Source organism: Rathayibacter sp. PhB152, from assembly GCF_003751395.1.
Lineage (GTDB): Bacteria > Actinomycetota > Actinomycetes > Actinomycetales > Microbacteriaceae > Rathayibacter > Rathayibacter festucae.
Map to the genome: position 1 here is coordinate 172,951 of NZ_RJUT01000001.1, position 25,754 is coordinate 198,704.

Sequence of the window (25,754 nt, forward strand, 5' to 3'; positions counted from 1 at the left end):
CCGGCGCGCTGCCCACGCCGCGGACGCTCCTGCTGGCGACTGCCGCGAGCGACGCCGCCACGATCACCCCCGCGCACCCCAGCAGGACGGCCCGCGTGCCGACGAGGTCGGCGAGCGGCCCGACGAGCGCCTCGCCGAGCGGCACGGCGAGGAACGAGCCGACCATGTCGTAGGAGTAGACCCGGGCCAGCGCCTCGCGCGGCACGTGGGTCTGCAGCGACTGGTCCCAGGCGATGGCGAACACCTCGAGCGCGACGCCGCCGAGCGCGAAGGCGACGATCAGGGCGGGGAGCGCGGGGACGACTCCGAGGGCCGCGACCGGGACGGCCGTCACCGCCATCAGCGCGACGCCGATGGCCAGCGCCCGCCGCGGCCGCCAGCGCAGCGCGATGACGGCGCCGATCGCGAGGCCGACGGTCTGCGCGGCGATCACCAGCCCCCAGGCCGCGCGGCCGAAGGACCCGTCGGCGATCACCGGCCCGAGCACCGTGGTCGCGCCGACGAAGGCCGCGTTCAGCACCGTGAACTGGGCCACGACGATCCAGACCCAGCGCCGGCCGGAGAACTCCCGCCAGCCCTCGCGGAGGTCGCCGAGCACGGAGCCGGGGGCGCCCGCGCGGGTCGACCCGGGCAGCCGCAGCCCGGAGTAGAGGAGAGCGGCGAGCGCGAACCCGGCGGCGTCGATCGCGAGGCCCCAGCCCGGCCCGACGAGCGCGACCACGGCCGCCCCGCCGGACGCGCCCACGATCGTCCCGGCAGTGAGGCCGAGGCGGAGCAGTGCGTTCGCGGAACGCAGTTCGCCCACGGGGACCGTCTCCGGGACGAGGGCCGAGGCGGCGGGCAGGCTCACCGCCGCGACGGCGCCGTTCAGCACGCCGAGCACGACGAGGGCGGGGATGCTCGCGGTCCCGCTGATCACCAGGGCGGCGACGACCGCCTGCGTGCCGGCGGCGGCGAGGGAGGTGCCGACCAGGATGACGGAGCGGGGCAGCCGGTCGGCGAGGACGCCGCCGATCAGCAGCACGGCGACGTTGGCGAGCGAGCGCGCGGCGACCACCAGGCCGAGGTCGGTCGGCGAGCCGGTGAGGTCGAGGACCGCGAAGGCCAGGGCGATCGGTGCGACGGCGTTGCCGAGCACCGCGGTCGTTCGGGCGGCGAGGAGCCGGCGGAACGACCGGTGCGCGAGGGGGCCGCGCGGCCGGGCCGCGGGCGGCGGGCTCCCGGGCGCGCTCACGCGCGTCCTGCTCACGGCCGCCGCAGCGGGAACAGCGCGGTCGTCATCGACACCGGCACCGTGCCCGGGCTCCGGGGCGGCCGGGCCGCCGCGTGCAGCAGCGCCGACGCCTCGCCGACGTGCCGGACGACCCGCCGCCAGGTCCCCGGATCGACCCAGAGCTCGGCGTCCGTCGACAGCTGCGGGCCGTCGGCGCGGGCCGTGGACCGCCGCCGCAGCTCCTCGATCAGCGCCTCCAGGTACAGCTGCCGGTCCTCCGCCGGCCCGGCCTCGACGGTCGCGGTCACGTCGAACGGCCGCCCGGAGGACTCGTGCCGGTAGCGCTTCGCCTCGCCGCCGCGCAGCCGCACCGTCTCGACCACCCGCACCAGCCCGGCCCGCTCGAGCACGCGGAAGTGGTAGCTCGCGGTCGCCTGGGAGAGGCCCAGCTCGCGCGCGGCCTCGGCGGCGCTCGCCGCGGCGCCGGTCACCAGGGACAGCAGCCGGAGCCGGATCGGGTGGGCGGTGGCGCGCAGCTCCTCGAGAGTGGACATGCGGCCATCGTCACGCGGCGCCCGGCGGACCGTCAAACGGGTCTTTGGGGGTCGCCGCACCCCGCGGAGCAGTGAGGGCTACTGCGAGAGCTCCCGGTCGAGCCGGTCGAGGAGCACCTCGAGCGAGATCTCGAACTCCTCGTCGCTGTGGTCCTCGCTGAGCAGGCCGCGCAGCCGCCGGACCTCGGGCGCGACGTCGAGGGAGACGTTCCCGTCGCCCTGCGGGATCGTCGCGTCGCCCTCGTCGAGCGGGAGGTCGGTCGGCGAGGTCTCGGCGCCCTGCACCACGGCCTGCAGCAGCAGCTGGCCGAGCAGGAAGCTGCTGAACGAGCGGTAGGCGCCGACGGCCTGCGCGTCGGTGAGCCCGCTGCCGGTGAGCGAGCGGAGGAAGGTGTTCACGGCCTCGATGCTGCGCAGCGGCGGGCGGAGCCACGGAGCCGCGGGGTGCCGGGTCGCGACCAGCGGGAAGGCCCTCGGATGGTCGGTCGCGATGCGCCGGACCTCGTGCGCGGCCGTCTGCAGGAACTCCTGCCAGTGCCGGCTCTCGGCCTCGTCCAGGCGCACGGTGAGCTCGCGCATCAGCAGCGCGATGACCCCCTCGAGCAGGTCCTCCTTGCCGTGCACGTAGCGGTAGAGCGACATCGCCTCGACGCCCAGCTCCTGCGCGAGGGTGCGCATGGAGAGCGCCTCGGGGCCGGTGCGGTCGATCATCGCGAGCGCGGTCTCCACGATGAGGTCCCGGCTGAGCTTGCGGGCGGGGGAGCCGCTCCGCTTCGGCTTCTCGCTGTCGGTCATGCACCGCGCCTTCCTGCAGTGCCCGCCCGCCCGGATACCAGGTGCGGTGCCGCGAAGGCAAGCACCTCCACCGTAACAACCCTTACACCGTAAGCTCCGACCAGGCTTACGCTGTAAGTGTGCCGCTGCCGGACCGTGCTCCCTGCGATCCCCGCGCCGGTCCGCCTCCCCGAGGAGCGCGCACCACCCCGCAGAACCCGCTGCGCCGGTGGCCGCGCCCCGTTTCGCCTCCGCCCCGCACCAGCGACCCCGCGGCACCGTCCCGGGAGAGAAGAGAGAGCACCATGATCGACAGCAGCAGCATCGACAGCCTGATCGGCGCCGACGTGCACGGCAGCGACGACGCCAAGATCGGCACCGTCGGCCAGGTCTACGTCGAGGACAGCACGCAGACCCCGACCTGGGTCACCGTCCGCACCGGCCTGTTCGGCTCCTCGGAGTCGTTCGCGCCCCTCGCGGACGCGAGCTACGAGGGCGGCGTCCTCCGCGTCGGCTACGAGAAGGCCTTCGTCAAGGACGCCCCGCGCATCGAGGACGACGGCCAGCTCTCCGCCGACGAGGAGCAGGCCCTCTACTCCTACTACGGGCTCGGCGGCACCGACGCGGCGCCGACCGAGGCGCCCCTCTACGACCAGGACGCCGACCGCGGCGCCGGCACGGACAGGGGCGTCGACCGCACTGCCGACAGCGCCGCCGACCGCGACCGCGGCACCGAGGGCCACGACACGTCCGGTCCGAACACCGACGACGCGATGACCCGGTCCGAGGAGCGCCTGCGCGTCGGCACCGAGCGGGTCGAGGCCGGCCGCGCCCGCCTGCGCAAGCACATCGTCACCGAGCAGGTCTCGAAGACGGTCCCGGTCAGCCACGACGAGGTCACCCTCACCCGCGAGCCGATCACCGAGGCGAACGCCGGCGACGCGCTCGCCGGACCCGACCTCAGCGAGGAGGAGCACGAGGTGATCCTCACCGAGGAGCGCGTCGTCACCGCGAAGGAGACGGTCCCCGTCGAGCGCGTGTCGCTCGGCACCGAGACCGTGACCGAGCAGCGCACCGTCGACGCCGACGTCTCGCACGAGGAGATCGAGCTCGTCGAGCCCGAGGCCACCGGCACCCGCACCTCCGCCGAGGAGACCGTCGCCGACCGCGACGCGCGCTCCTAGCGATCCCCGCGGCGGCCGGTGAGCAGCACCGCCCACCGGCCGCCGCACCAGCACCATCCCGCACGACCCCCTGCACCACCTTCACCCGTCCTGCTCCGGACCGTGCCCGAAAGGCTCCCCCATGGATCTCCCCGCCGCTCTGCAGAACGGACTGGCCGCGGTCATCGCGTTCGTCCCGCTCGCGCTGCTGTTCCTGCTCATCCTCATCGTCGGCCTGATCGTCGCCAAGCTCATCGAGAAGGGCCTCTCGCGCCTGCTCACCAAGGTCGGCTTCGACCGCGCCGTCGAGCGCGGCGGCATCAAGAAGGCGCTCGCGAACTCGACGCTGGACGCCTCCGACATCGTGTCGAAGATCATCTACTACACGCTCGTGCTCTTCGTCCTGCAGTTCGCCTTCGGGGTCTTCGGCCCCAACCCGGTCAGCGACCTGCTGCAGGGCATCATCGGCTTCCTGCCGAAGATCATCGTGGCGATCATCATCGTCGTCCTCGCCGCCGCGATCGCCGCGGGCGCCAAGGGCCTGATCCAGAACACCCTGGGCGGTCTCTCCTACGGCAAGGCCCTCGGGAACATCGTCGCGGTGTTCATCCTCTTCCTCGGGGTCACCGCGGCCCTGAACCAGATCGAGGTCGCGACGACGGTCACCACGCCGATCCTGATCGCGGTCCTCGCGATCATCGCGGGCGTCATCATCGTCGGCGCCGGCGGCGGCCTGATCAAGCCGATGCAGCAGCGCTGGGAGGCGATCCTCACGAAGGCCGAGGAGGAGGCGCCGAAGATCCAGCAGGAGGCGCAGAACGCCCCCTCCGTCACCGAGCAGGCGAAGCGCGCCGCCGATCAGGCGAAGCAGGCCGCCCCGGCGACCACCGCGCGCCGCCCTCGCTAGGCGCACGACCGCACCACCCGCATCACCCGCGGCCGGCTCCGCTCGCTCCGAGCAGGGCCGGCCGCGTCCGCAGCAGATCGAGGGGACCGCATGAGCGCGACACCGACCGAGCCGACCGCGTCCGAGCCGACCGCGTCCGAGCCGGCGCCGACCGCCGAGGTGGTCCTGCACGAGGAGCGCCTCCTCGTCGGCACGCGCAGGCACGCCACCGAGCGCGTCCGGGTCAGCCGGGTCGTCGTGACCGAGCAGCGCACGATCACGGTCGAGGTCCGCCGCGAGGAGCTGCGCGTCACCCGCGAGCCGATCGCCGACGGCCCGGCGCTGCCCGACGCGATCGCGGCGGCCCCGCAGGAGCCGATCGTCGTGATCCTGCACGAGGAGCGCATCGCCCTCACCCGGACCGTCGTCCCCGTCGAGCGCGTGACGGTGCGGGTCGAGTCCGTCGCCGGCGCCCGCGACATCACCGCGTCGCTGCGCCACGAGGTCGCCGACGTCGAGTCGGCGACGGCGCGGGAGCAGGAGAGCCCCGACCTGTTCTGATGTCGGCCCCCGCCGCTACGGTCGAGCGATGACCCCGTCCCGTCCCGACTCCCCGGTCCCCGCTGTCTCCGCCGAGGAGTGGGCCGAGCTCCGCGAGCGCGTCCGCCGGACCCGCTGGTCGCCGGAGTGGCCGGTCGAGGGCTGGTCGGCGGGGACCGACCAGGCCGAGCTGCGGCGGCTGGCCCGGCGCTGGGCGGAGGAGTTCGACTGGCCGGCGCAGGAGCGGCGGATGCGCGCGCTGCCCTGGGCGCAGGCCGACCTCGACGGGACGCCGGTGGCCTACCTCCGCTTCGAGGCGGAGACGTTCGAGGCGGAGACCTTCGAGGGGGAGACGCCCGGTCGCCTGCCGATCGTCCTGACCAATGGCTGGCCCAGCACCGCGCTCGAGCTGGTGGCGCTCGCCGAGCGGCTCGCCTCGCCGTCGCGGTTCGGCGGCGACCCGGCCGAGGCGGCCACCGTCGTCGTCCCCGCGCTGCCGGGCTTCCCCTTCTCGCCGCAGCGGCCGGGGCTGGACGAGCAGACCCACGAGCTCTGGCACCGGCTGATGACCGAGGAGCTCGGCTTCGCCCGCTACGCCGCGCACGGCGGCGACCTGGGCGCGGGGATCACCTCGCGGCTGGCCGAGAGCCACCCGGAGGCGGTGGCGGGGATCCATCTGCTCGCCGTCGCCTCGCCGCAGCACGTCGAGGACGACTCCCTCACCGCCGAGGAGCGCGAGCACGTCGAGGAGCAGCTCACCTGGTTCGCGGACGAGGGCGCCTACGAGCACCAGCAGCAGACCCGGCCGCTCACCCTGGCACCCGCGCTGTCCGATTCGCCGGTCGGCCTGCTCGCCTGGATCCTGGAGAAGCACCGGGCCTGGAGCGACTGCGGCGGCGAGGTCTCGACCCGCTTCGACGACGACTACCTGCTCACCCTCGCGTCGCTCTACTGGTTCACCGACTCGATCTCCACGTCGCTCCGGCCCTACTGGGAGTACGCGACCGGGCGGACGGCGCGGGTCGGCCGGGTCGCGGTACCCACCGCGCTCGCCGTCTTCCCCTTCGACCTCACGCACCCGCCGCGCAGCTGGGCCGAGCGCAGCTATGACGTCGTCCGCTACACGCCGATGCCCCGCGGCGGCCACTTCGCCCCGCACGAGGAGCCGGACCTGCTCGCCGCGGACATCCGCGCGCTGCTGGCGCTGGTGCAGTAGCGGAGATCTGCGACGCGACAATCGGCCAACAGGCTGTTGGCCAATTGGTCCTCGGCGGATCGGGCGGCCGTCACGCCCCACCCTTGCGGCCGCCCCCGCTCCGCGCGTACCGTCGACGCGTACCTCGTCGCGAGCCGCGACGTCGGGGCGGCCACCTCACCGGCCGGCCGATCGGCTCGCGGACACGGGGGCTCCCCGCAGGAAAGACGGTCTCGTGCGCACCAGCACCGGTACTGCGTCCACGACGCAGCAGCTGCCCTCGCACTGACGACCCCTGCTCCCGCCCGCTGAACCGGGCGGACGCGTGCCCCCGCCTCGGCGGAGCGCGGTGGTCGTCGTGCGCCGACGCGACCACCGGGAGCACCGTGCCCTCCACTTCACCGACCCCTCCGTCCCTCGTCCTCACCGACTGCTCGTTCGCCTGGCCGGACGGCTCGATCGTCCTCGACCACGTGACCGCCGCGTTCGGCCGCGGCCGCACCGCGCTCGTCGGAGCCAACGGCGCCGGCAAGTCCACACTCGTGCGGCTCGTCGCCGGCGAGCTCGCGCCGACGGGCGGGACCGTCACCGCGACCGGCGCGGTCGACCTGCTGCCGCAGCGCCTGCCGCGCGGCGCCGACGACACCGTCGCCGATCTGCTCGGGATCCGCGGCCGGCTCGACGCGCTGCACGCGATCCTGGCCGGCGACGCCCGGGCGGACCGCTTCGAGGCGCTCGCCGACGACTGGGACGTCGAGGCCCGGGCCGTCGCCGCGCTGGGCCATGCCGGACTCGACCTCGACGCCGCCGATCTGCTCCGTCCCGTCTCGATGCTCTCCGGCGGGCAGGCGGTCCTCGCGGCCGTGACGGGAGTGGCGCTGCGCGGCCGGCCGATCGCGGTGCTCGACGAGCCGACGAACGACCTCGATCGCCGCTCCCGGCAGCTGCTGCTCGCGCTCGTCGACGGCTGGCGCGGCACCCTCGTCGTCGTCAGCCACGACCGGGAGCTGCTCGAGCACGTCGACGAGATCGCGGAGCTGCGCGACGGCGATCTGCGCACCGCGGCGGGCACGTTCTCGGACTTCGAGGAGCGGCTGGCCGTCGAGCGCGCGGCGGTCGAGCGCGACGTCCGCGGCGCCGAGCAGGCGCTGCGCGCCGAGAAGCGTCAGCGGATCGAGGCGCAGACGACGATCGCCCGCCGCGCGAAGGCGGGCGAGAAGTCGGGGCGGTCGATGCCGAAGATCGTCGCGGACTACCGTCGAGGCCGTGCGGAGGGGACCGCCGGGCGGCTCCGCTCCGGCCACGCGGAGGCCGAGGCGCGCGCGAAGGAGCGGGTCGACGAGGCGTCCGGGCGGCGCCGCGACGACGACGCGGTGCGGCTCGACCTGCCCGACCCGCAGGTGCCCGCGACGCGGCGGCTCGCCGAGCTGACCGTCCGCGGCCGGACCACGGTGCTCCAGGGCCCGGAGCGCCTCGGCCTGATCGGCGCCAACGGCACCGGCAAGACGCTGCTGCTCGAGCGGCTCGTCGGCGCGGAGCCGGCCCGCCCGCATCCCGTGCCCGCCACGGACGCGCGGGCGCTCACCGACCGCATCGGCTACCTCGCCCAGCACCGCGAGGACATGCTCGACGACGACCGCACGGTGCTCGAGCACGTCGCCCGGGCCGCGCCGGACCTGCCGATCCCGGCCCTGCGCGACGCGCTCGCGCGGCTGCTGCTGCGCGGCGCGATCGTCGACAGGCCCGCGTCGACGCTCTCGGGCGGGGAGCGCTTCCGGGTGGCGCTCGCCGGAGTGGTCCTCGCGCGACCGGTGCCGCAGCTGCTCGTGCTCGACGAGCCGACGAACGACCTCGACCTGGCGACGGCCGACCACCTGGTCGAGGTGCTGCGGGCCTGGCGCGGGGGACTGCTCGTCGTCAGCCACGACGACGCGTTCCTGGATCGGCTGGAGCTGGACGGGCGGCTGGAGCTGGACGGGCGGCTGGTGCTGGACGCGCCGGGGACGGTGGACGCGCCGTGAGCTCAGCCGGTGGGGGTGCCGAGGTCGAGGGCGGCGACGACCTCGGCGACCCGGGCGCGCGCCAGTGCGTCGAGTCCGCGGATCGGGCGGGGGAGGCAACCGGGAGCGGCGAGGCCGAGCTGCTCGGCGATCGCGGCGATCACCCGGTAGCTGCCGCCGTGCTCGGCGAAGAGGTCCCAGAGCGGCCGCAGCCGAGCGGACTCGGCCGCGGCGGCGGCGCGGTCGCCGGACTGCGCGGCGCGCGCGATCGTCAGCGCGGGGCCGGGGAGCGTGCCGCCGATCACCGAGTACCAGGCGTCGCAGCCGGCGAGCAGGCCGCGGGCCGCGGACGCGTCGCCGGAGACGCCGATCGTGACGCCCGCGGGGACCCGCGCTCGGATCGCGGCCACCCGCTCGGCCGCGGCGGCCGGATCGGCGGGGACGCCGGGGATCTTGATCGAGGCGACCCGGGGCAGCCGCGCGATCGCGCCGTAGAGCGCGTCGGTCATCGTGACGTGCGTGGTGCCGGGGTTGTCGTAGACGACCAGCGGCACGGAGAGCTCCGCGGTGACGTCCTCGTAGAGGCCGAGGACGTCGTCGTCCGTCAGTGGCTGGTAGCTGACCGGAGCGAGGAGCACCGCTGCGGCGCCCGCCTCCTGCGCGTCCTCCGCGAGGGCGAGCACCTGCGAGGTCCGCAGCGCGCTGATCCCGACGACGACCGGCACGTGGCCCGCATGCCGCACCGCGAGCGCGGCGACCCGGCGGCGCTCCCCGCGGTCGAGGTAGGCGGCGGAGCCGGTCGAGCCGAGCGCCCCGATCGAGTCGACGCCGGCCGCGGCGAGGCGCTCGACGAGCGCGGCGAAGGCCGGCTCGTCGACCGCGTCGTCGCGGAGCGGGGTGAGCGGGAAGGCGCTGAGTCCGGTGAGCACGGTGATCCGTCCGAGGGGTCGTCGCGGGAGGGGGCCCGCCCAGTGTGTGTCGAGCGGGCGGGCGCCCGCGACTCCAGAAGCGCGGGCGGGCGCTGGTCCACGGCGGCGCCCGAGGGGCGGGTAGCCGCCGGGGGCGGCGTATCGAGCGGCGAAACCGCTTCGCGTCTCGGTGGTGGGGGAAAGGACGCGGCGGTGCCGCACCCATGCTGGTCGAGTGGCCCGCAGGGCGTATCGAGACCCGCCGTCGTCAGTAGGGCGTGTCTGCAGACTCGTCCTTCTGGCGCTGGTGGATCCCGATACGCCCCGCTCCACGGGCTCTTCGATCAGCGTGACGCGACTCCAGCGCCGCACAACATCAGCTGAGACGGGGTGGCGTCCGCTGACAGAGGAGGCCCACCAGTCTCAGCTGATGTTGTGCGCCACCCACCGCAGCAAGCCGGTCGAGCAATCCCGTAGGGGCGTCTCGAGACCCACCACCGTCAGCAGGGCGGGTCTGCAAACTGAGTTCTGGCGGTGGTGGATCTCGGTACGCCCGCTGCGCGGGCTGCTCGATCAGCATGAACGGCCCGCTCGATCGGCATCGTGAGAGGCCTCGCATCGTGAGCAGGCTTCGTCTCCGCCCCCTGCCGGTCTGCGCGGACTGCCGCGCCAGCACCTCCCTCTCACCGTCGAGGCCGAATAGAATAAAATAAATAAGATTCGGAGATCGCGATGGCGGAGACAGCGCCCAGCCCGTTCACCCCGGGCTACGGGAAGAAGCCTGCCGTCTTCGGCGGCCACGGGGAAGCGCTCACGGAGCTCCGAGCCGTCTTCGAGACCTTGGACTTCGGCGAGAACCACTCCGTCCTGGTCTCGGGACTGCGCGGCGCCGGCAAGACCTCCTTCCTGACCACCCTCCAGGACGACGCTCGCGCCGCCGGGTGGCTGGTGATCAGCGAGGACGCCAGTGCCGGTCTCCTCGACCGGGTGATGGACTCCACGATCCCCGCCCTGATCAACGACATGGCCCCGGGCAGCCGCGCACGACTGACCTCGCTCGGGCTGTGGGAGTTCAGCGCCGAGATCGAGTACGTCGACCGGCACCGCAGCGTGAAGCCGCAGCTGCGGTACGACCTCGTCGCTCTGTCCTCCGCGCTGGGCGGGGAGGGCGGCATCCTGATCACCATCGACGAGGTCTCCTCCGGCAAGGTCCGCCTGCGGGAGCTGAGCCGATTCGCGCTGCAGGTCTCGCACGCGCTTCAGGACGGTGCGCAGATCATGGTCGTCTTCGCCGGGGTGAAGGTCGGCCTCGACGCACTCCTCGCCGAGGAGCACACCACCTTCCTCCGGCGTTCCCGGGAGGTCGAGTTCGAGCGGCTGTCCGCGCCGGAGACCAGTCGAGTCTTCACGGAGACCGCCGGCCTCGGCGGACGGAGGATCGACGAGGAGGCGCTCGCCGTGCTCGTCTCCCTCTCGCAGGGCTATCCGTACCTGGTGCAGCTGGCCGGCGACTACGCCTGGCGGAACCGCTCCACTGCACCCACGATCAGCCTCGCCGACGCCACCGTCGCGCACGACAGGGCCATCAAGGCGGTCGAGAGTCGAGTCATCAGCCGCGTCTACGGCGATCTCTCCGATGTCGACCAGAAGTTCCTCGACGCGATGGCCGAGGACGACGACCGCACGAAGATCGCCGACATCGCGAAGCGCATGGACGTCTCCGACGCGTACGTCCAGGTCTACAAGAAGCGCCTCATCGACAGCGGCTACGTCCATGCCGCGGGTCGCGGCCATGTGCAGTTCTCTCTTCCCTATCTCGGCGCCTACATCCGCCGCAGACTCGCCGCCGAGGCCAGCGACGACGCCGGCGACGGCGGCTGGGACGCCTACCCGGCGCCGGATCTGCCTTCCTGAGCCGCGTACTCCGCGGAGGCGAGGAGGCGGAGTCCGCCGTCACGCGCCGGCCCTGCGCCGCTGGAGCCCGGTGAACGCGGAGGCATCGGGCGCTGTCGGTAGATTCGGTCGCGCCGGTGTCGATCGATGCGGGCAGCCCCTCACCCTCAGGAGCCCGGGATGACCGCCCCCACCGTCCTCTTCGTCTGCATCCACAACGCCGGTCGCTCGCAGATGGCCGCCGGCTACCTGCGCGAGCTCTCGGGCGGTGCCGTGCAGGTGCGCTCCGGCGGCTCCGAGCCGGGCGAGAGCATCAACCCGGTCGCGGTCGCGGCGATGGCGGAGGAGGGCATCGACATCTCGCAGGCGGTGCCGCAGCTGATGACCACCGAGCAGGTGCAGGCCTCGGACGTCGTGATCACGATGGGCTGCGGCGACGTCTGCCCGGTCTTCCCCGGCAAGCGCTACGAGGACTGGGACCTCGCCGACCCGAAGGGCCGCCCCCTCGAGGAGGTCCGCCCGATCCGCGACGACATCCGCGCCCGCGTGCAGGCGCTCGTGGCGGAGCTGCTGCCCACGACGCCTGCGGAGTAGCCGCCCCCGCATGGTGGTCGAGGAGGCGCCTCCGGCCGCGTATCGAGACCCACCCTGCTGACGACGGTGGATCTCGATACGCCCGCTGCGCGGGCTACTCGATCAGCATGAAACGGCGCAGCTCTGGGTGGCGCCGCCATGCTGGTCGAGTAGCCGCCGGAGGCGGCGTATCGAGACCCGGCGTGCTGGGGACGGTGGATCTCGATACGCCCGCTGCGCGGGCTACTCGATCAGCATGGGTGGGGTCCGCTCCGCGGGCTGCGCGATCAGCAGGGGTGGTTCCGCTGCGCGGGCTACTCGATCAGCATGGGAGGGCGGGCTACTCGATCAGCATGCGGGGCGGGGCCGGCTCCGGGCGGTGGACGCCGCGGGGGCGGTAGCCGAGGGCGTCGGAGGCGCCGAGGAGGTCGGCGAGGTACCAGAGGACGGCGAGCCACATCTCGGTGCCCTGGAGGCCGGCGTCGGCGGCGTGCAGGCGGAAGGCGAAGCCGCGACCGGGGCGCCACTGGCCGAGGACGTCCGCGAGCAGGGTCCTCGCCAGAGGTTCCACCTCGGCGGCGCGGTAGGTGCTGCCGAGGGTGAGCCAGAGCGGGTGGACGAGGTCGAGGGCGGCGCAGGCGTCGACGCGCTCGGGCCGGAACCAGCGGTCGTCCCGGGCGTGCCGGAGGACGGTGTCGCGGACGGCGTCGGGGTACGGGAGCGGGCGGCCGTCCTGCACGAAGGTGCCGCGGGTCGCGCGGTACGCGCCGTTCACGAGCAGGAGCAGTCCGCGGCCGGCCGACGCCTCGCCCCACATGCCGCTGCGGGGATCGGCGCGGGTGAGCAGCCAGCCGTAGAGCGCCTCCTCGAGGCCGACCGGGACGGGATCGCCGCGGCGGCGCGTCCAGTGCAGGGCCGTGCCGAGGGCGTCGACGTGGTGGCCGGCGTTCCACGGGTCGTCGCGCCAGCGCAGCCCGTCGAGCCGCGCGACGAGGCCCTCCGGAGTCTCCTCGGTCACGGCGGTCAGCGGCTGCGCGAACTCGGACCCGAGCAGGTCGAGCGCGTAGCCCGCACTGAGCACGCGGTACGCGGCCTCCGGATCGGTCCAGAGGTCCCTCCCCGGGATCGGCAGCCCGCGGAGCCGCGCGACGACCGCGGCGGGATCGATGCCGGGAGGCGGCGTGCCGAGCAGGAGGTCGGCGAGCTCGACCGCGTCGCCGAGCGCGCGGTCGGTCGGGGCGGCGCCCGGCCGGTCGCGGAAGGCATGCCCGTCGTGGAAAGCAGGCCCGTCGTGGAGAGCCGGCCCGTCCTGAGATGCCGTCCCGTCGTCCACGAGCGCACCGCGCAGGATCCCCTCGATCTCCTCGCGCGCTCGGTCCGCCAGGCGCGCGGCGTCCGAGACCTCCGCGGCGACGGGCGGGACACGCCAGCGCAGCCGCCGCGCCGGATTGCCGCCGACGACCGCACCGGGTGCCACGTCCTTCGTCACGACCGCGCCGGCGGCGAGCACCGCGTGGTCGCCCACCGTCACGCCGTCGAGCACGACCACGTGCGAGCCGATCCAGACGTCGTCGCCGATGCGGATGCCGCGCGAGCTCAGCGGCTGGCGGAACACCTCGGTGCCGGGCTCCATCGAGTGGTTGAAGCCGAGGATCGACGTGTGCGCGCCGACCCGCACGGCCGAACCGAGGACGACGCTCCCGCGCAGCACCGTGTAGGGGTTGAGCGAGCAGTCGGTGCCGATCTCGATGTCGCCCGTCAGGTACGCGCCGGCGGCGAGGTACGAGCGGTCGCCCAGCAGGAGGCGCTCGGGGTCGACCGCGGCCGACTCCGCGACGAAGCAGTCCGCGCCGATCGTCCAGCCGGGGTGCGCGGCCAGCAGCTCGCGCTGCAGCTCGAGCTGGCGGGACCGCTGCTCCGGCGCGGCCTCGGCCCAGAACGACCACGGCGAGTGCTCGTGGCGGTCGATCACCGCGCGCCGTCCGGCTGCCCGTCCGCCGGTCGTCCGGGAGCCGCCGTCGAGGCGCGGACGATCAGGCTCGGGTTGAGCTGCACGCGGTGCACGGGCCGCTCGGGGTCCTCGATCCGCTGGACGAGCAGCCGGACCGCGGCCTCGCCGACGCCGGCGCGCGGCGGGCTCACGGCGGTCAGCGCGGGGGTGAACAGCTGGGCGACCTCGTCGTCGTAGGCGATCACCGAGAGGTCGCCGGGGACGGAGATGCCGCGGTTGAGCGCGAGGTCGACGAAGGCCATCGCCTCGGGATCGGAGTGCACGAGCAGCGCGGTGACGCCGGTCTCGAGGGCCGTCTCGAGGGCCGCGTTGACCACCTCGGAGAAGTCGGCGCTGCCGCGGTCGGGGAGCGTCTCCTCGAAGTGGTCGGCGGGGGTGAGGCCGAGCGCCTCGCAGGCCGAGAGCCAGCCCGCGGCGATCTTGCGCGAGGTGGGCGAGTTCCGCGACAGGATCAGGCCGACCTTGCGGTGCCCGAGCTCGGCGAGGTGGCGGGCGGCGAGCACGGCGCCGAGCGCGTGGTCGGTGGTGACCGACTCGGCGGGCGTGCCCTCGGGCTCGAGCACGGCGTCGCGCTCGACCAGGACCGACGGGACGCCGCAGTCGGCGAGCCAGCGGAGGACGTCGCCCGAGTGCTCCGTGTCGGTGTTGGGAGCGACGATCAGCCCGCGCACGTCGCCGGAGCGCAGCAGGCGCTCGAGCACGGGGCGCTCGTCCTGCAGCTCGTAGGAGGCGCCGCGCAGGACGACGTCGTAGCCGAGGCTGCGGCCGGTCGCCTCCATCGCGTGCAGCACGCCGGGCCAGTAGTAGTTGAGCGAGGGGACCAGGACGGCGATCGAGCCGAGCTTGACCTCCTCCGGCTCCGGGGCGGGGGCCGTGTGGCCGGCCGACCCGGAGAGCACGACCGCGCCGCCGTGCACGCGGCTGAGCAGCCCCTCGCGCTCCATCTGCACCAGGTCGCGGCGGAGCGTGACCGTCGCCACGCCGAGCGCCTCGGTGAGCTGGGAGATGCGGACGGCGCCGTCGACGCCGAGGGCCGCGAGGATGTGCGCCCGCCGCTCGGCGGCGAGGGGTGGGGACTGGGTCTGGTCGCTCATCGTTGCTCTCCGATCGGTGGGTCCAGGTCTATCGCGATCCGCAGCTCCCTGCGCGCGGTGGCGTCGATCTCCAGGAGCGTCAGGCGCTCACCCCAGACGCTCGAGAGCATCGGATCGTCCAGCTCGCGGACGACGGTGCGGTGCTCGCAGGCCGGGTCCCAGACGATCCGGAGCGGCAGAGCGCCGCCGAGCGGGCGGACCCGGGCGGCTCCGCGCTCGGTCACGACGTCTCCCGCGAGGAGCAGGCGGATCGCGGTGCCGGGCTCATCGTCCTGATCGTCCCACGGGGCGAGGTCCCAGCGGTCCTCGAGGACGACCCTTGCGGACGGGCGGTCGAGGGAGACGGTGCGGCGCCAGGAGCGCAGGCCCGTCCCGGGGTAGGCGGCCGCGAGCTCCGCGGAGAACGCGGCGGACGCGTCGCTCAGCGCGACCGAGACGTCCGCCGCGGCCGCCTCCCGCCCGGGCGGCTGCCCGCGGCCGCGGACGACGGGCAGGTTGTGCCACTCGCTGCGCATCGTCCAGATGCCGTAGCGCTCCGGGCCGAAGGTGGCGGCGGTGTAGGTGGGTCGGCCGGCGTCGACGACGACGGGCACGCCGTCGCTCGCCACCTGGAACGCGCCGACGTCGTTGTGGTTGTGGTGCTCGGCGTTGTGGCCGCCCTTGGCGACGAGGGTCAGGCCCTCGGGCGATCCCTCGCTCGTGCGGGCGAGGAGCACCTGGACGGACTCGAGCCAGACCTCGCGGGGGAGCGGCGGGAGCGCCGTGGGTGCGGAGATCCAGAGCGGGTCGGTCGCTCCGCGCAGCAGGCGGCCGAGTCCCTCCTTCTCGGAGGTGGCGGGCTCGCCGGGGGAGCGCTGCGCGGCGGCGTGCGCCATCGCCGCGGTGTCGCCGACCCGGCGGCCGGCCCGGTGCACCGCGTGCCAGGGCTGGTCGCGCGACTGCAGGGCCTGGCCGTCGGCGTGCGCGACGTACCAGTCGCCGCCGAGATGCGAGCGGTGCGGGAAGGCGACGGTCGCGCGCAGGGCGGGCACGGCCGAGGCGTCCCAGGCGCCGCCGGTCGCGTGCGCCAGGACGTCGAGCGCCTCGAGGGCGCGGCAGGCGCCGTTCCACCAGTAGGCGTAGCCCTCGTCGATCGCGCCGTCCTCGGGGAGCACGGCGACGTAGCGGTCCAGGGCGGCGACCGCGCGGGTGACGACGGCGGCGCGCTCGTCCTCCTCGCCCGGAGCGTCGAGCAGGCGCAGGGCGGCGACCAGGACGTTGCCGGTGATCCAGGGACTCCAGTTGTGCACGTCGCCGTCGAGGCCCAGCCAGTGCCAGTCGTCGCGGGCGAGGAACGGGGCGAGCACGCGCTCGCGGGTCTCGCGGCGGATCCTGCGGCGCAGCCCCGGGTAGCGGTCGTCGAGGCGCTCGCCGAGGACGTGGTCGAGCCAGGCGAGCTGGCCGGCGACCTCGCCGGCACCGAGGTCGAGGAAGGGGTCGGCGACGTCGGCGAGCACCGAGCCGTGCCGGCGCAGCGCGTCGTCGTGGGCCGGCCAGCACCAGGAGCTCTGCTCGAGGAGCAGCTGCACGCCGTCGGCGACCTCGTCGAGCCAGGAGTCGGCCTCAGGTGCGCCGCTCGTGCTCGCGGCCAGCAGCACCGCGCGGCTCAGCCGCCGCTGCCGCTCGAACGCGCGCTGCTCCCAGCCGTCCCGGTTCCCGTCGCGGTGCACGCGCACGGCCTGGCTGGCGAGCGGCTGCGGCCACGGCGCGAGCAGGTCGGCGGCGGCGCGCTCGGCGACCGCGGCCAGCGTCGGCGCATCGGCCGCGGCCCAGGCCTCCCGGTCGGCGGCGGTCGGCACCGGCAGCGACTGCTCGGGAGAGAGGAGCACCCCGCGCGCCGAGAGCGGACGGTCGGGCGAGAACGCGGCCGCGAGCGGGCCGCGGAAGGACTCGATCACGCCCGGCGACGATGCCGGGGCGGGGTGCTGGGGCATGCAACTGATCATAATCAATCATTTTGCTTCAACCAAAACATTGAGGTGATCGATTTACGTATGTATAGTCCTGTTCTGTTCAGTGCCGCTCACGTCAGCGTGGGAGAGAGCGCGGACATCACGATTCAAAGGAGAACCGCCGTGGACGAGGGGAACCTCCGCGCCGACTGGACGCGCGAGCACTGGCTCGCCGTCGCGGACGCGCTCCTCGCCGCCGTGGCCCCCTTCGCCAGCGCCGGCCACGGCCGGATCACCCTCCCCGGCGCCGAGGGCGGCTACGGCCGCGCCGTCGACGGCCTCGAGGGCTTCGCCCGCACCTTCCTCCTCGCCGGCTTCCGCATCGCCGGAGCGCGCGGCGAGGGCGTCGACGACCTGATCGACTTCTACCGCCGCGGCGTCGAGACCGGCGTCGACCCCGACGCGGAGGACCGCTGGGTGCGGATCGACGAGCACGCGCAGGCCAAGGTCGAGGCGGCGTCGATCGCGCTGGTGCTCGACCTCACGCGCCCCTGGATCTGGGACCGCCTCGACGCCCGCACGCAGCAGCGGGTCGTCGACTACCTCGCCCCCGTCGTCGGCGACGACAGCTACCCGCAGACCAACTGGGTCTGGTTCCGCCTGGTCGTCGAGACCTTCCTCCGCTCGGTCGGCGGACCGTGGTCGGCGCAGGACGTCGCCGCGGACCTCGCCCGTCACGACTCCTTCGTCCGCGAGGACGGCTGGCTCGCCGACGGCTCGGAGCGCGCCTACGACCACTACGTCGGCTGGGCGCTGCACATGTATCCCGTGCTCTGGGCGCGGATGTCCGGCGCGGCCGAGCTGGCCGCCCCGCGCGCCGCCGCCGACGTCGCCCGGCTCGACCGCTACCTCTCCGACGCCCTCGCGCTGGTCGGCGGCGACGGCTCGCCGCTGCTGCAGGGCCGCAGCCTGATCTACCGCTTCGCGGCCGCCGCGCCGTTCTGGGCCGGCGTGATCGCCGAGGTGCCCTCGCACTCCCCGGGCCGGCTCCGCCGCGCCGCGAGCGCGATCGTCGGGCACTTCGCCGAGAACAGCGCTCCGGACGCGGACGGCCTGCTCTCGATGGGCTGGCACGACCCGTGGCGCGAGCTCGCGCAGTCCTACTCCGGCCCCGGCTCGCCGTACTGGGCGGTCAAGGGCATGCTCGGCATCCTGCTCCCGGCCGAGCACCCGGTCTGGTCCGCGGCCTCCGAGCCGCTCCCGGCCGACCTGCTCCCGATCGAGCAGGGCGACGACCTCCGCGCGATCGTCTCGCCCGGCTGGATCGTCTCCGGCACGCACGCCGACGGCATCGTCCGCGTCGTCAACCACGGCACCGACAAGGCGCTGCCCGGCGCGACGACCGGCGACTCCCCGCTCTACGCCCGCCTGGGCTACTCCACCGCCACCGCGCCGCTGCTCGACGAGCGCGGCTGGGCGGAGGCGCTCGAGCAGAGCGTCGCGCTGGTCGACGCCGACGGCGACGCGACCCACCGCACCGGCATGACGCTGACCGAGGTCCGCCTCGACGCGGACGGCCGAGTCGGCGTGGCCGGCTCGAGCGGGGACGCGCACTGGATCACTCCGGAGCGCAGCAGCCACCGACACGGCGAGGGCCTGCGCGGCGCCGTCCGCGTCGCCGGCCGGATCAGCGTGCACTCGCTGGTGCGCGGTCCGTGGGAGCTGCGCCTCGTCCGGATCGACGAGCTCGCCGAGGGCGTGCGGGCGGAGGAGATCGCCCTGCGCATCGGCGGCTGGCCGCTGGCCGGCGCCGAGATCGCCGCGGACACGAGCGCCGCGACGGCCGAGGCCTCGAACGGCCGCCTCACCAGCAGGCTGTCCCTTCTCCCGCACACCTCCCTCACCCCCGGCGCCGTCCCCGAGGTCGTCGCCCGCGACGGCGCGAGCCCGCTCGGCCCCGCGGTCGGCGTGCCGACGATCACCCTCCCGGCGGAGGTCGACGCCCTCGTCGTCGCGCTGGTCGGCCTCACCGGTGAAGAAGCAGCCGGAGCGGAGGCCCCTTCCGCGGGCCTCGCCGCCGTCGATGTCGCCACTGACGGCGACGCCCTGTCCGTGACGGCGACCTGGCCCGACGGCCTCGTCACCGAGCACCGACTCCCAGATTCCGGACGCGCCGCTCGGCAGCTCCGGTACCCGAGGACCCGAGGTGGAGTCCCGGACGCAGATGCAAAGGAGCAGCACGCATGAAGAGAAGATTCGCCGCAGCCGGAGTGGCCCTGGTCGCCGCCCTGTCCCTCACCGCCTGCTCGGGCGGCGGTGGCGGTGACGCCCCCGCCGCCGACGGCCCGATCACGCTCAGCCTCTCCGGCTGGAGCCTGAGCACGACGCCGGAGTTCCAGGCGCTCGCCGACGCGTTCCACGAGAAGGACCCCGACGTCACGATCGAGGTCAAGGAGTACGACGCGACCAACTACGACACCCTGATGACCGCGGACCTCGCGGCCGGCAGCGGTCCGGACATCGTCACGCAGAAGAACGTCAAGAACGTCGTCACCTACCAGGCCGGCGGCCAGCTCCTCGACGTCTCCGACATCGAGCTGCCCGACGACCTCGGCGGCGTGGAGGCCTACCAGGTCGACGACAAGCAGTGGGCGGCGCCCTACCGCCAGGACTCCTGGGTCCTCTTCTACAACAAGGCCCTCTTCGACCAGGCCGGCGTCGCCTACCCCGACGGCTCCTGGACCTGGGACGACTACGAGGCCACCGCCGAGCAGCTGACCACCGCTCTCGCCGCGGCCGGCAGCAGCGCCGTCGGCACCTACGAGCACAGCTGGCAGTCGACGGTGCAGGGCTTCGCGAGCGCGCAGACCCCGGACATCGACATCCTCGACGCCGACTACGGCTACCTCGAGCCCTACTACGAGCGCGCCCTCGCGCTCCAGGACGCGGGCGCGCAGGCGGAGTACAACACCGTCGTCGCGAACAAGCTCACCTACCAGGCCGAGTTCGGCAAGCAGAACGCCGCGATGATGCCGATGGGCACCTGGTTCGTCGCGTCGCTGATCGCCCAGCAGGCCTCCGGCGACTCGGACACCTTCGACTGGGGCTTCGCCCCGATCCCGCAGTTCGACGAGTCGACGACCGGCATGGACCAGACCCCCGTGACCTTCGGCGACCCGACCGGCTTCGGCATCAACGCCGGCATCGACTCGGGCAAGCAGGCCGCCGCGAAGGAGTTCCTCGAGTTCGCGTCGAGCGAGGAGGGCGCGGAGGTCGTCGCCTCCCTCGGCATCACCCCCGCCCTCACCAGCGACGCGGTCGCCGAGACCTACTTCGCGGTCGACAGCGCGCCGACCGACGAGGTCTCGAAGTTCGCCTGGTCCACGCACGACACCAAGCCGGAGAACCCGACCTCGGCCAAGACGGCCGCCGTCCAGAACGTGCTCCTCGACCTGCACACCGCCGTCATGTCGGGCTCGACGAGCCTCGACGACGCCGTGAAGAGCGCCGAGGACCGCGTGAAGAACGAAGTCGGCACGAACTGACTCCCCGCGGTGGCCGGTCCCGCACGGGCCGGCCACCGCCCCCTCTTCTTCCCCCCTCGGACCCTGGAGGTCTCATGACGACCCTCGCCGCCGCGGACGCCGGCCCGTCGACTCCGCCGACGCCGTCGCCCCTGCCGCCCCGACGACGACGCTCCGCGTACGCCGTCCGGAACATGCTGATCGGCTGGACCTTCATCCTCCCGAACTTCCTGGGCTTCGCCGCGCTCACGCTCGTGCCGGTGATCACCCTCTTCTACATGTCGATGACCGACTGGAACGTCTTCGGTCAGGCGAACTGGGTCGGCATCGCGAACTTCCAGCGCCTGATCGGCGACGCGAGCTTCCGCATCGCGCTGCTGAACACGCTCTACTACGCCGCGCTGCACATCCCGCTGACACTCGTCGTCTCGCTCGGGCTCGCGCTGCTGCTCAACAACAAGCTCCGCGGCGTCGCGTTCTTCCGCACCGCCGCGTTCTTCCCCTACATCACCTCGATCGTCGCGATCGCCGTGGTCTGGAACCTGCTCTTCAGCCCGGAGTACGGCCCGATCAACCAGCTGCTCGGACTGATCGGCATCTCCGACCCGCCCGGCTGGCTGACCTCGTCCGAGTGGGCGATGCCCGCGGTCGTGATCATCAGCACCTGGCGGGACATGGGCTACTACATGATCCTGTTCCTCGCCGGGCTGCAGACCGTGCCGCGCGAGCTGCACGAGGCCGCCCGCGTCGACGGCGCCTCGGTCTGGCAGCGGTTCGTGAACGTGACGATCCCGTGCCTGCGGCCGACCACCTTCTTCGTGACGGTGATGCTCACCATCAACTCGTTCAAGATCTTCGACCTGATCCTCGTGATGACGCAGGGCGGCCCGGGTCAGGCGACCCTCGTGCTCTCGCAGTTCATCTACCAGAAGGGCTTCCAGGAGAACCAGTTCGGCTACGCGTCGGCGGTCTCGGTCGTGCTCTTCCTGCTCTGCATCCTCGTGACGCTGGCCCAGTTCTTCCTCAACCGAAGGAGCGAGTCCCGATGACCGGACTTCTCATCCCCGACGGCGCCCCGACCGTCGTCGGCGTGAACGAGCCGCTGCCGCCGCGCCGCAAGGAGGCCGGGCGCACCCCGGCCCGCCGGGTCGGCCGCGTCCTCGGCTACGCGGTGATGATCATCGCCGCCGCGGCGCTGCTGCTGCCGTTCTTCTGGATGATCATGAGCTCGGTGAAGACGCCGAACGACGTGTTCTCCGTGCCGGTGAAGTGGTTCCCGGAGACCTTCGTCTGGAGCAACTACGTCGAGATCTGGACCCAGTCCGGCATGCTCACCTGGATCCGCAACACACTGCTGCTCGCGGTCGTCGTCACGATCCTGCAGGTGGTCACCGGCTCGTTCGCGGCTTACGGCTTCTCGCGGATGCGCTTCCCCGGCCGGGACGTGCTGTTCCTGGTCTACATCGGCACGATCGCGGTGCCGTGGCAGTCGTACATGATCCCGCAGTTCATCCTGCTGTCGAACCTGAAGGTCTCGAACACCCTCTGGGCGATCATCCTGATCCAGGCCTTCGGCGCCTTCGGCGTGTTCCTGATGAAGCAGTTCTACGAGACCATCCCCGAGGAGCTCTCCGAGGCCGCGCGGATCGACGGCCTGAGCGAGTACGGCATCTGGGCGCGGATCATGGTGCCGCTGTCGATCCCCGCGATCGCGAGCCTCACCCTGCTCACCTTCGTCGCCACCTGGAACGACTACCTCGGGCCGCTGATCTACCTGCGGAACCCGGACCTCTGGACGATCCAGCTGGGACTGCAGAGCTTCGTCAGCACCCTCTACGACGCCAACTACGCGCTGCTGTTCGCCGGCCTCGTGATCTCGGTGGTCCCGATCGCCGTGATCTTCCTCCTCGGCCAGAAGTACTTCGTCGAGGGCATCGCGACCAGCGGACTGAAGGGCTGATCGTGCGCCGCATCCCGAACGGCCTCTACGCCTCGCTCTTCGGCGTCGCCTACCTGATCCTGGTGACGAACGTGCTGCTCCTGGTCGCCTGCCTGCCGCTCGTGCTGCTGCTGGTGACGACGGATCCGGTGCTCTCCTGGCCGCTCCTCGCGGTGGCGCTGCCGCTCTGCGCGCCGGCGCTGATGGGCGCCGCCGCGGTCTTCGCGGCGCACTCGCGCGGCGAGACCGCGGTCGTGCGGACCTTCTGGCGGGCGTGGCGCGCGAGCTGGCGCCGCCCCGTACGGCTGCTGGCCGCCGCGACCGCGGTCGTCGTGCTGGTGCTCGTCGACGTGCGGTTCCTCGCGCCGACGCAGATCGGTGTGGTCGTCATCCCGTTCCTCGCGGTCATCGCCCTGCTCGTGGTCGGCTGCGTCCCGGTGGCGCTCGTCGCCCTCGCGGAGGCGGGTGGATCGACGCTGCGGCAGGCCGTCAAGGCGGCGGTGTTCCTCGCCGCCCGCCGCTGGCACCTGTCCGTCGTCTCGCTGCTGGTGCTCGCGTTCCAGGCGTACCTCTTCACCGCCTCGCCCGCGCTCGCCCTCGGCGTCTCGGCCGCTCCCGCCCTCTACCTGGTCTGGGCGAACGCCCGGTTCACCCTCCGCCCCGCGCTCGCCGCCGACCAGCCGGTCGCGGCCTGACCTCCCACGAAGGACTCTCCCCATGACGACCACTCCACCCACCACGGGGAGGACGACCACCGAGCAGGCCGTGGCGGACGCCCTCGAGGTCGTCCGCCGGATGATCGGGGCCTTCGGCTCCGCGTATCCCGACGACACGACCACGGACGGCCGCTACCCGATCCGCCCCGCGGCGCAGGGCTTCGCCGCCGGCGCCAACCGCGGCTGGACGACGAGCTTCTGGCCGGGCATGCAGTGGATCGCCTGGGAGGCGACCGGCGAGGACGTCTTCCTCGACGCCGCCCGCGGCCACCTGCAGGACTTCGCCCGCCGCGTGCGGGAGGGCGAGGACCTGGAGACCCACGACCTCGGCTTCCTCTACACGCTCTCCTGCGTCGCGCCCTTCCGGCTGCTCGGCGACGAGCTCGGCCGCACCGCGGCGCTCCAGGCCGCCGAGCACCTGATGACGCGCTTCCTGCCGACGGCCGGCATCGTGCAGGCCTGGGGCGACCTCCGCGACCCGAAGCAGCGCGGCCGCACGATCATCGACTCGCTGATGAACATGCCGCTGCTGACCTGGGCCGGCGAGCAGACCGGCGACCCGCGCTACGCCGAGGCCGTCGCGCGCCACATCGAGGCGCTGCGGGTGAACATCCTCCGCCCCGACTCCTCCACCTTCCACACCTTCTACTGGGACGCCGAGACCGGCGAGCCGCTGCGCGGCGGCACCGAGCAGGGCGCGTTCGACGACTCCTGCTGGGCGCGCGGGCAGGCCTGGGGCGTCTACGGCTTCGCGATGGGCTTCCGCGTGCTCGGCGACGACGCGCTGCTGGAGGCGTCGCGGGCCTGCGCCGAGTACTTCCTCGCGCACCTGCCGCGCGACCTCGTGCCCTACTGGGACCTCGTCTACGCGGAGGGCAGCGACGCGCCCCGCGACAGCTCGGCGGCGGCGATCGCGGTCTGCGGACTGCTCGAGCTGGCCCTGGTCGAGACCGACGCCGAGTGCGCCGCGCGCTGGCGCGACGCCGCGCACCGGATCCTCGCGGCGCTGATCCGGGAGTGCGCTCCCGAGAGCCCCGAGGCCGCGGACACCGTCCTGCTGCACAGCGTCTACGACCTGCCGAAGAACGTGGGCGTCGACGAGGGCACGCTCTGGGGCGACTACTTCTACCTGGAGGCGCTGATGCGCGTCTCGCGACCGGAATGGCGGCCCTACTGGTGAGACTCGTCCGATTCGAGAGCGCCGAGGGCGCTCGGACAGGGCTCGTGCTCGCCGGCGATCGCGTGCTCGACCTGGGCGCCGCGACCGTCACGGAGCTGCTCGCCGACCGCGCGCTGCTGACCGCGGCCCGGGCGGTGGGCACCTCGACCGTCCCGCTCGACTCCCTCCGCCTCCTGCCGCCGGTCGTGCCGGGGAAGATCCTCTGCATCGGCTACAACTACCGCGGGCACGTGCCCGCCGGCGGCGAGGACCGGCCCGTGCCGACGACCCCCGACGTGTTCGTCAAGACGCCGAACACCCTCGGCGCCCCCGGCGACCCGGTGACGCTGCCGCTGACGGCGACCTACGTCGACTACGAGGGCGAGATCGCGCTCGTCATCGGCCGCCGCGGGCGGGACATCCCGCTCGAGGAGGCGGCCTCGCACATCGCCGGCTACACCGTGATCAACGACGTCTCCGAGCGCAGCTGGCAGGGCCGCTCCAGCCAGTGGACGCTCGGCAAGTGCTCCGACGGCTTCGCCCCGCTCGGCCCGTGGCTCGTGACGCCCGACGAGATCGCGGACACCGGCGACCTCCGCGTCGAGGTGATCCGCGACGGCGTCGTCACCGTCTCGCAGAGCACCGCCGACCTGGTCTTCAGCATGGCGGCGCTCGTCCACCACCTCAGCGAGGGGATGACCCTCGAGCCGGGCGACGTGATCGCCACGGGCAGCCCGCAGAAGCTGCCGGAGGCGCTCGCGGCACACCGCCCGCTGGCCGACGGCGACGCGGTCACGATCCGCGTCGACGGGATCGGCTCCCTCACCACGACCTTCCGAAAGGGACGACCATGACCGCCGACGCCTTCACCCTGGACGCCTTCCGCCTCGACGGCCGCGTCGCCGCCGTCACCGGGACCAGCCGGGGCATCGGCCGGGGAGCCGCGCTGGCGCTGGCCGGGGCCGGTGCCGACATCGCGCTGATCGACCGCGGCGACGCGAGCGAGACCGCCGAGCTGGTCCGCGGGCTGGGCCGCCGGGCGCACCTCATCCGCCGCGACTTCGCGGCGGCGACGCCCGAGGAGCTGCACTCCGCGATCGACGAGGTCGTCGCCGAGCTCGGCCGGATCGATGTTCTGGTCAACAACGCCGGCACGATCAAGCGCACCCCCGCGGCCGAGCACAGCGCCGCGGACTGGGACGAGGTGCTGAAGGTGAACCTCGACTCGGTCTTCCACCTCACCCAGGCGGCCGGCCGGCGGATGATCGCGCAGGGCTCGGGGCGGATCATCACCGTCGCGTCGATGCTGTCCTTCCAGGGCGGGATCACTGTGCCCGGCTACACGGCGTCGAAGCACGCGGTCGCGGGGCTGACCAAGGCGTTCGCGAACGAGTGGGCCGCCTCCGGAGTGACCGTCAACGCGATCGCGCCCGGCTACCTCGCCACCGACAACACCGCCGCGATCCGCGCCGACGAGGCCCGCGAGGCGTCGATCGTCGCGCGCATCCCGGCCGGCCGCTGGGGCACGCCCGCCGATCTGCAGGGCGCCTTCGTGTTCCTCGCCTCGGACGCCGCCGCCTACGTCACGGGGACGATCCTCCCCGTCGACGGCGGCTGGCTCGTGCGCTGACGCCGACCGGCTCCCCGAACCCACCCGACCAGAACCGACCCGACAGGAGTC

21 protein-coding genes and 1 pseudogene are annotated in these 25,754 nt (G+C 73.5%); 15 read left to right on the top strand and 7 right to left on the bottom strand.

What is annotated here, in order from left to right:
- Positions 1 to 46 precede the first annotated feature (46 nt).
- The 3 genes and pseudogenes from EDF36_RS21500 to EDF36_RS00790 all read right to left on the bottom strand — a co-directional run.
- Positions 47 to 1,249: pseudogene (locus EDF36_RS21500) on the bottom strand (MFS transporter); the annotation flags it as partial.
- Entirely contained in the window at positions 1,246 to 1,767 is a 522-nt protein-coding gene (locus tag EDF36_RS00785) for a helix-turn-helix domain-containing protein (protein WP_123731498.1), read from the bottom strand. The pseudogene EDF36_RS21500 and the gene EDF36_RS00785, both read right to left, overlap by 4 nt.
- A gap of 78 nt (positions 1,768 to 1,845) precedes the next feature.
- A complete protein-coding gene (locus EDF36_RS00790; RefSeq protein WP_123706181.1) occupies positions 1,846 to 2,562 on the bottom strand; it encodes a TetR/AcrR family transcriptional regulator C-terminal domain-containing protein in 717 nt (238 codons plus the stop codon).
- Positions 2,563 to 2,846: 284 nt separating this feature from the next.
- On the opposite strand from EDF36_RS00790, the gene EDF36_RS00795 reads away from it, so the two are divergent.
- The 5 genes from EDF36_RS00795 (at position 2,847) to EDF36_RS00815 (ending at position 8,346) form a co-directional block, all read left to right on the top strand.
- Positions 2,847 to 3,725, top strand: a complete 879-nt coding sequence (locus EDF36_RS00795; RefSeq protein ID WP_123731499.1) for a DUF2382 domain-containing protein — start codon at positions 2,847 to 2,849, stop codon at positions 3,723 to 3,725.
- Positions 3,726 to 3,846: 121 nt separating this feature from the next.
- Positions 3,847 to 4,611: a mechanosensitive ion channel family protein gene (locus EDF36_RS00800; protein WP_123447332.1), complete on the top strand. Its 765-nt coding sequence runs from the start codon at positions 3,847 to 3,849 to the stop codon at positions 4,609 to 4,611.
- A 90-nt stretch (positions 4,612 to 4,701) separates the two neighbouring features.
- Complete coding sequence (locus EDF36_RS00805; RefSeq protein ID WP_123731500.1) at positions 4,702 to 5,151, top strand: YsnF/AvaK domain-containing protein; 450 nt, start codon at positions 4,702 to 4,704, stop codon at positions 5,149 to 5,151.
- Positions 5,152 to 5,179: 28 nt separating this feature from the next.
- Positions 5,180 to 6,346, top strand: a complete 1,167-nt coding sequence (locus EDF36_RS00810; protein WP_123731501.1) for an epoxide hydrolase family protein — start codon at positions 5,180 to 5,182, stop codon at positions 6,344 to 6,346.
- 365 nt (positions 6,347 to 6,711) lie between these two features.
- On the top strand, positions 6,712 to 8,346 hold the full coding sequence (locus tag EDF36_RS00815) for an ATP-binding cassette domain-containing protein (RefSeq protein ID WP_123731502.1): 1,635 nt from the start codon (positions 6,712 to 6,714) through the stop codon (positions 8,344 to 8,346).
- A 2-nt stretch (positions 8,347 to 8,348) separates the two neighbouring features.
- Here EDF36_RS00815 and EDF36_RS00820 read toward each other — a convergent pair whose 3' ends face one another.
- On the bottom strand, positions 8,349 to 9,254 hold the full coding sequence (locus EDF36_RS00820; RefSeq protein WP_123731503.1) for a dihydrodipicolinate synthase family protein: 906 nt from the start codon (positions 9,252 to 9,254) through the stop codon (positions 8,349 to 8,351).
- Positions 9,255 to 9,965: 711 nt separating this feature from the next.
- Here EDF36_RS00820 and EDF36_RS00825 point away from each other — a divergent pair.
- On the top strand, positions 9,966 to 11,147 hold the full coding sequence (locus tag EDF36_RS00825; RefSeq protein ID WP_123731504.1) for an AAA family ATPase: 1,182 nt from the start codon (positions 9,966 to 9,968) through the stop codon (positions 11,145 to 11,147).
- 159 nt (positions 11,148 to 11,306) lie between these two features.
- Positions 11,307 to 11,720 (top strand): arsenate reductase ArsC, encoded by a 414-nt coding sequence (locus EDF36_RS00830; RefSeq protein WP_123706188.1) that lies wholly within the window; start codon positions 11,307 to 11,309, stop codon positions 11,718 to 11,720.
- A 319-nt stretch (positions 11,721 to 12,039) separates the two neighbouring features.
- Here the strand turns inward: EDF36_RS00830 and EDF36_RS21935 are convergent, their stop codons facing one another.
- The 3 genes from EDF36_RS21935 to EDF36_RS00845 are packed head-to-tail and all read right to left on the bottom strand — an operon-like array spanning position 12,040 to position 16,777.
- Positions 12,040 to 13,671, bottom strand: coding sequence for a DapH/DapD/GlmU-related protein (locus tag EDF36_RS21935; RefSeq protein ID WP_123731505.1), 1,632 nt, complete (start codon positions 13,669 to 13,671; stop codon positions 12,040 to 12,042).
- Positions 13,668 to 14,804, bottom strand: coding sequence for a substrate-binding domain-containing protein (locus tag EDF36_RS00840; RefSeq protein WP_123447339.1), 1,137 nt, complete (start codon positions 14,802 to 14,804; stop codon positions 13,668 to 13,670). Before EDF36_RS00840 ends, EDF36_RS21935 begins: the two co-directional genes overlap by 4 nt.
- On the bottom strand, positions 14,801 to 16,777 hold the full coding sequence (locus tag EDF36_RS00845; protein ID WP_123731506.1) for a heparinase II/III family protein: 1,977 nt from the start codon (positions 16,775 to 16,777) through the stop codon (positions 14,801 to 14,803). Before EDF36_RS00845 ends, EDF36_RS00840 begins: the two co-directional genes overlap by 4 nt.
- Positions 16,778 to 16,918: 141 nt before the next feature.
- On the opposite strand from EDF36_RS00845, the gene EDF36_RS00850 reads away from it, so the two are divergent.
- From EDF36_RS00850 to kduD, 8 genes are all read left to right on the top strand, one after another.
- Complete coding sequence (locus tag EDF36_RS00850) at positions 16,919 to 18,982, top strand: DUF2264 domain-containing protein (protein ID WP_260300468.1); 2,064 nt, start codon at positions 16,919 to 16,921, stop codon at positions 18,980 to 18,982.
- A complete protein-coding gene (locus EDF36_RS00855) occupies positions 18,979 to 20,280 on the top strand; it encodes an extracellular solute-binding protein (RefSeq protein WP_123731508.1) in 1,302 nt (433 codons plus the stop codon). The genes EDF36_RS00850 and EDF36_RS00855 overlap by 4 nt, the downstream gene beginning before the upstream one ends.
- Positions 20,281 to 20,354: 74 nt before the next feature.
- The gene (locus tag EDF36_RS00860; RefSeq protein ID WP_123447343.1) at positions 20,355 to 21,308 is read left to right on the top strand and encodes a carbohydrate ABC transporter permease; all 954 of its coding nucleotides are present in this window, start codon (positions 20,355 to 20,357) and stop codon (positions 21,306 to 21,308) included.
- A complete protein-coding gene (locus EDF36_RS00865) occupies positions 21,305 to 22,219 on the top strand; it encodes a carbohydrate ABC transporter permease (RefSeq protein ID WP_123731509.1) in 915 nt (304 codons plus the stop codon). Before EDF36_RS00860 ends, EDF36_RS00865 begins: the two co-directional genes overlap by 4 nt.
- A 2-nt stretch (positions 22,220 to 22,221) precedes the next feature.
- On the top strand, positions 22,222 to 22,893 hold the full coding sequence (locus EDF36_RS00870) for a ferredoxin-NADPH reductase (protein ID WP_123731510.1): 672 nt from the start codon (positions 22,222 to 22,224) through the stop codon (positions 22,891 to 22,893).
- A gap of 22 nt (positions 22,894 to 22,915) precedes the next feature.
- Complete coding sequence (locus tag EDF36_RS00875; protein WP_123731511.1) at positions 22,916 to 24,094, top strand: glycoside hydrolase family 88 protein; 1,179 nt, start codon at positions 22,916 to 22,918, stop codon at positions 24,092 to 24,094.
- Entirely contained in the window at positions 24,091 to 24,927 is an 837-nt protein-coding gene (locus tag EDF36_RS00880; RefSeq protein ID WP_260300469.1) for a fumarylacetoacetate hydrolase family protein, read from the top strand. The genes EDF36_RS00875 and EDF36_RS00880 overlap by 4 nt, the downstream gene beginning before the upstream one ends.
- The gene (gene kduD, locus EDF36_RS00885; RefSeq protein ID WP_123731513.1) at positions 24,924 to 25,703 is read left to right on the top strand and encodes a 2-dehydro-3-deoxy-D-gluconate 5-dehydrogenase KduD; all 780 of its coding nucleotides are present in this window, start codon (positions 24,924 to 24,926) and stop codon (positions 25,701 to 25,703) included. Before EDF36_RS00880 ends, kduD begins: the two co-directional genes overlap by 4 nt.
- Positions 25,704 to 25,754: the final 51 nt, after the last annotated feature.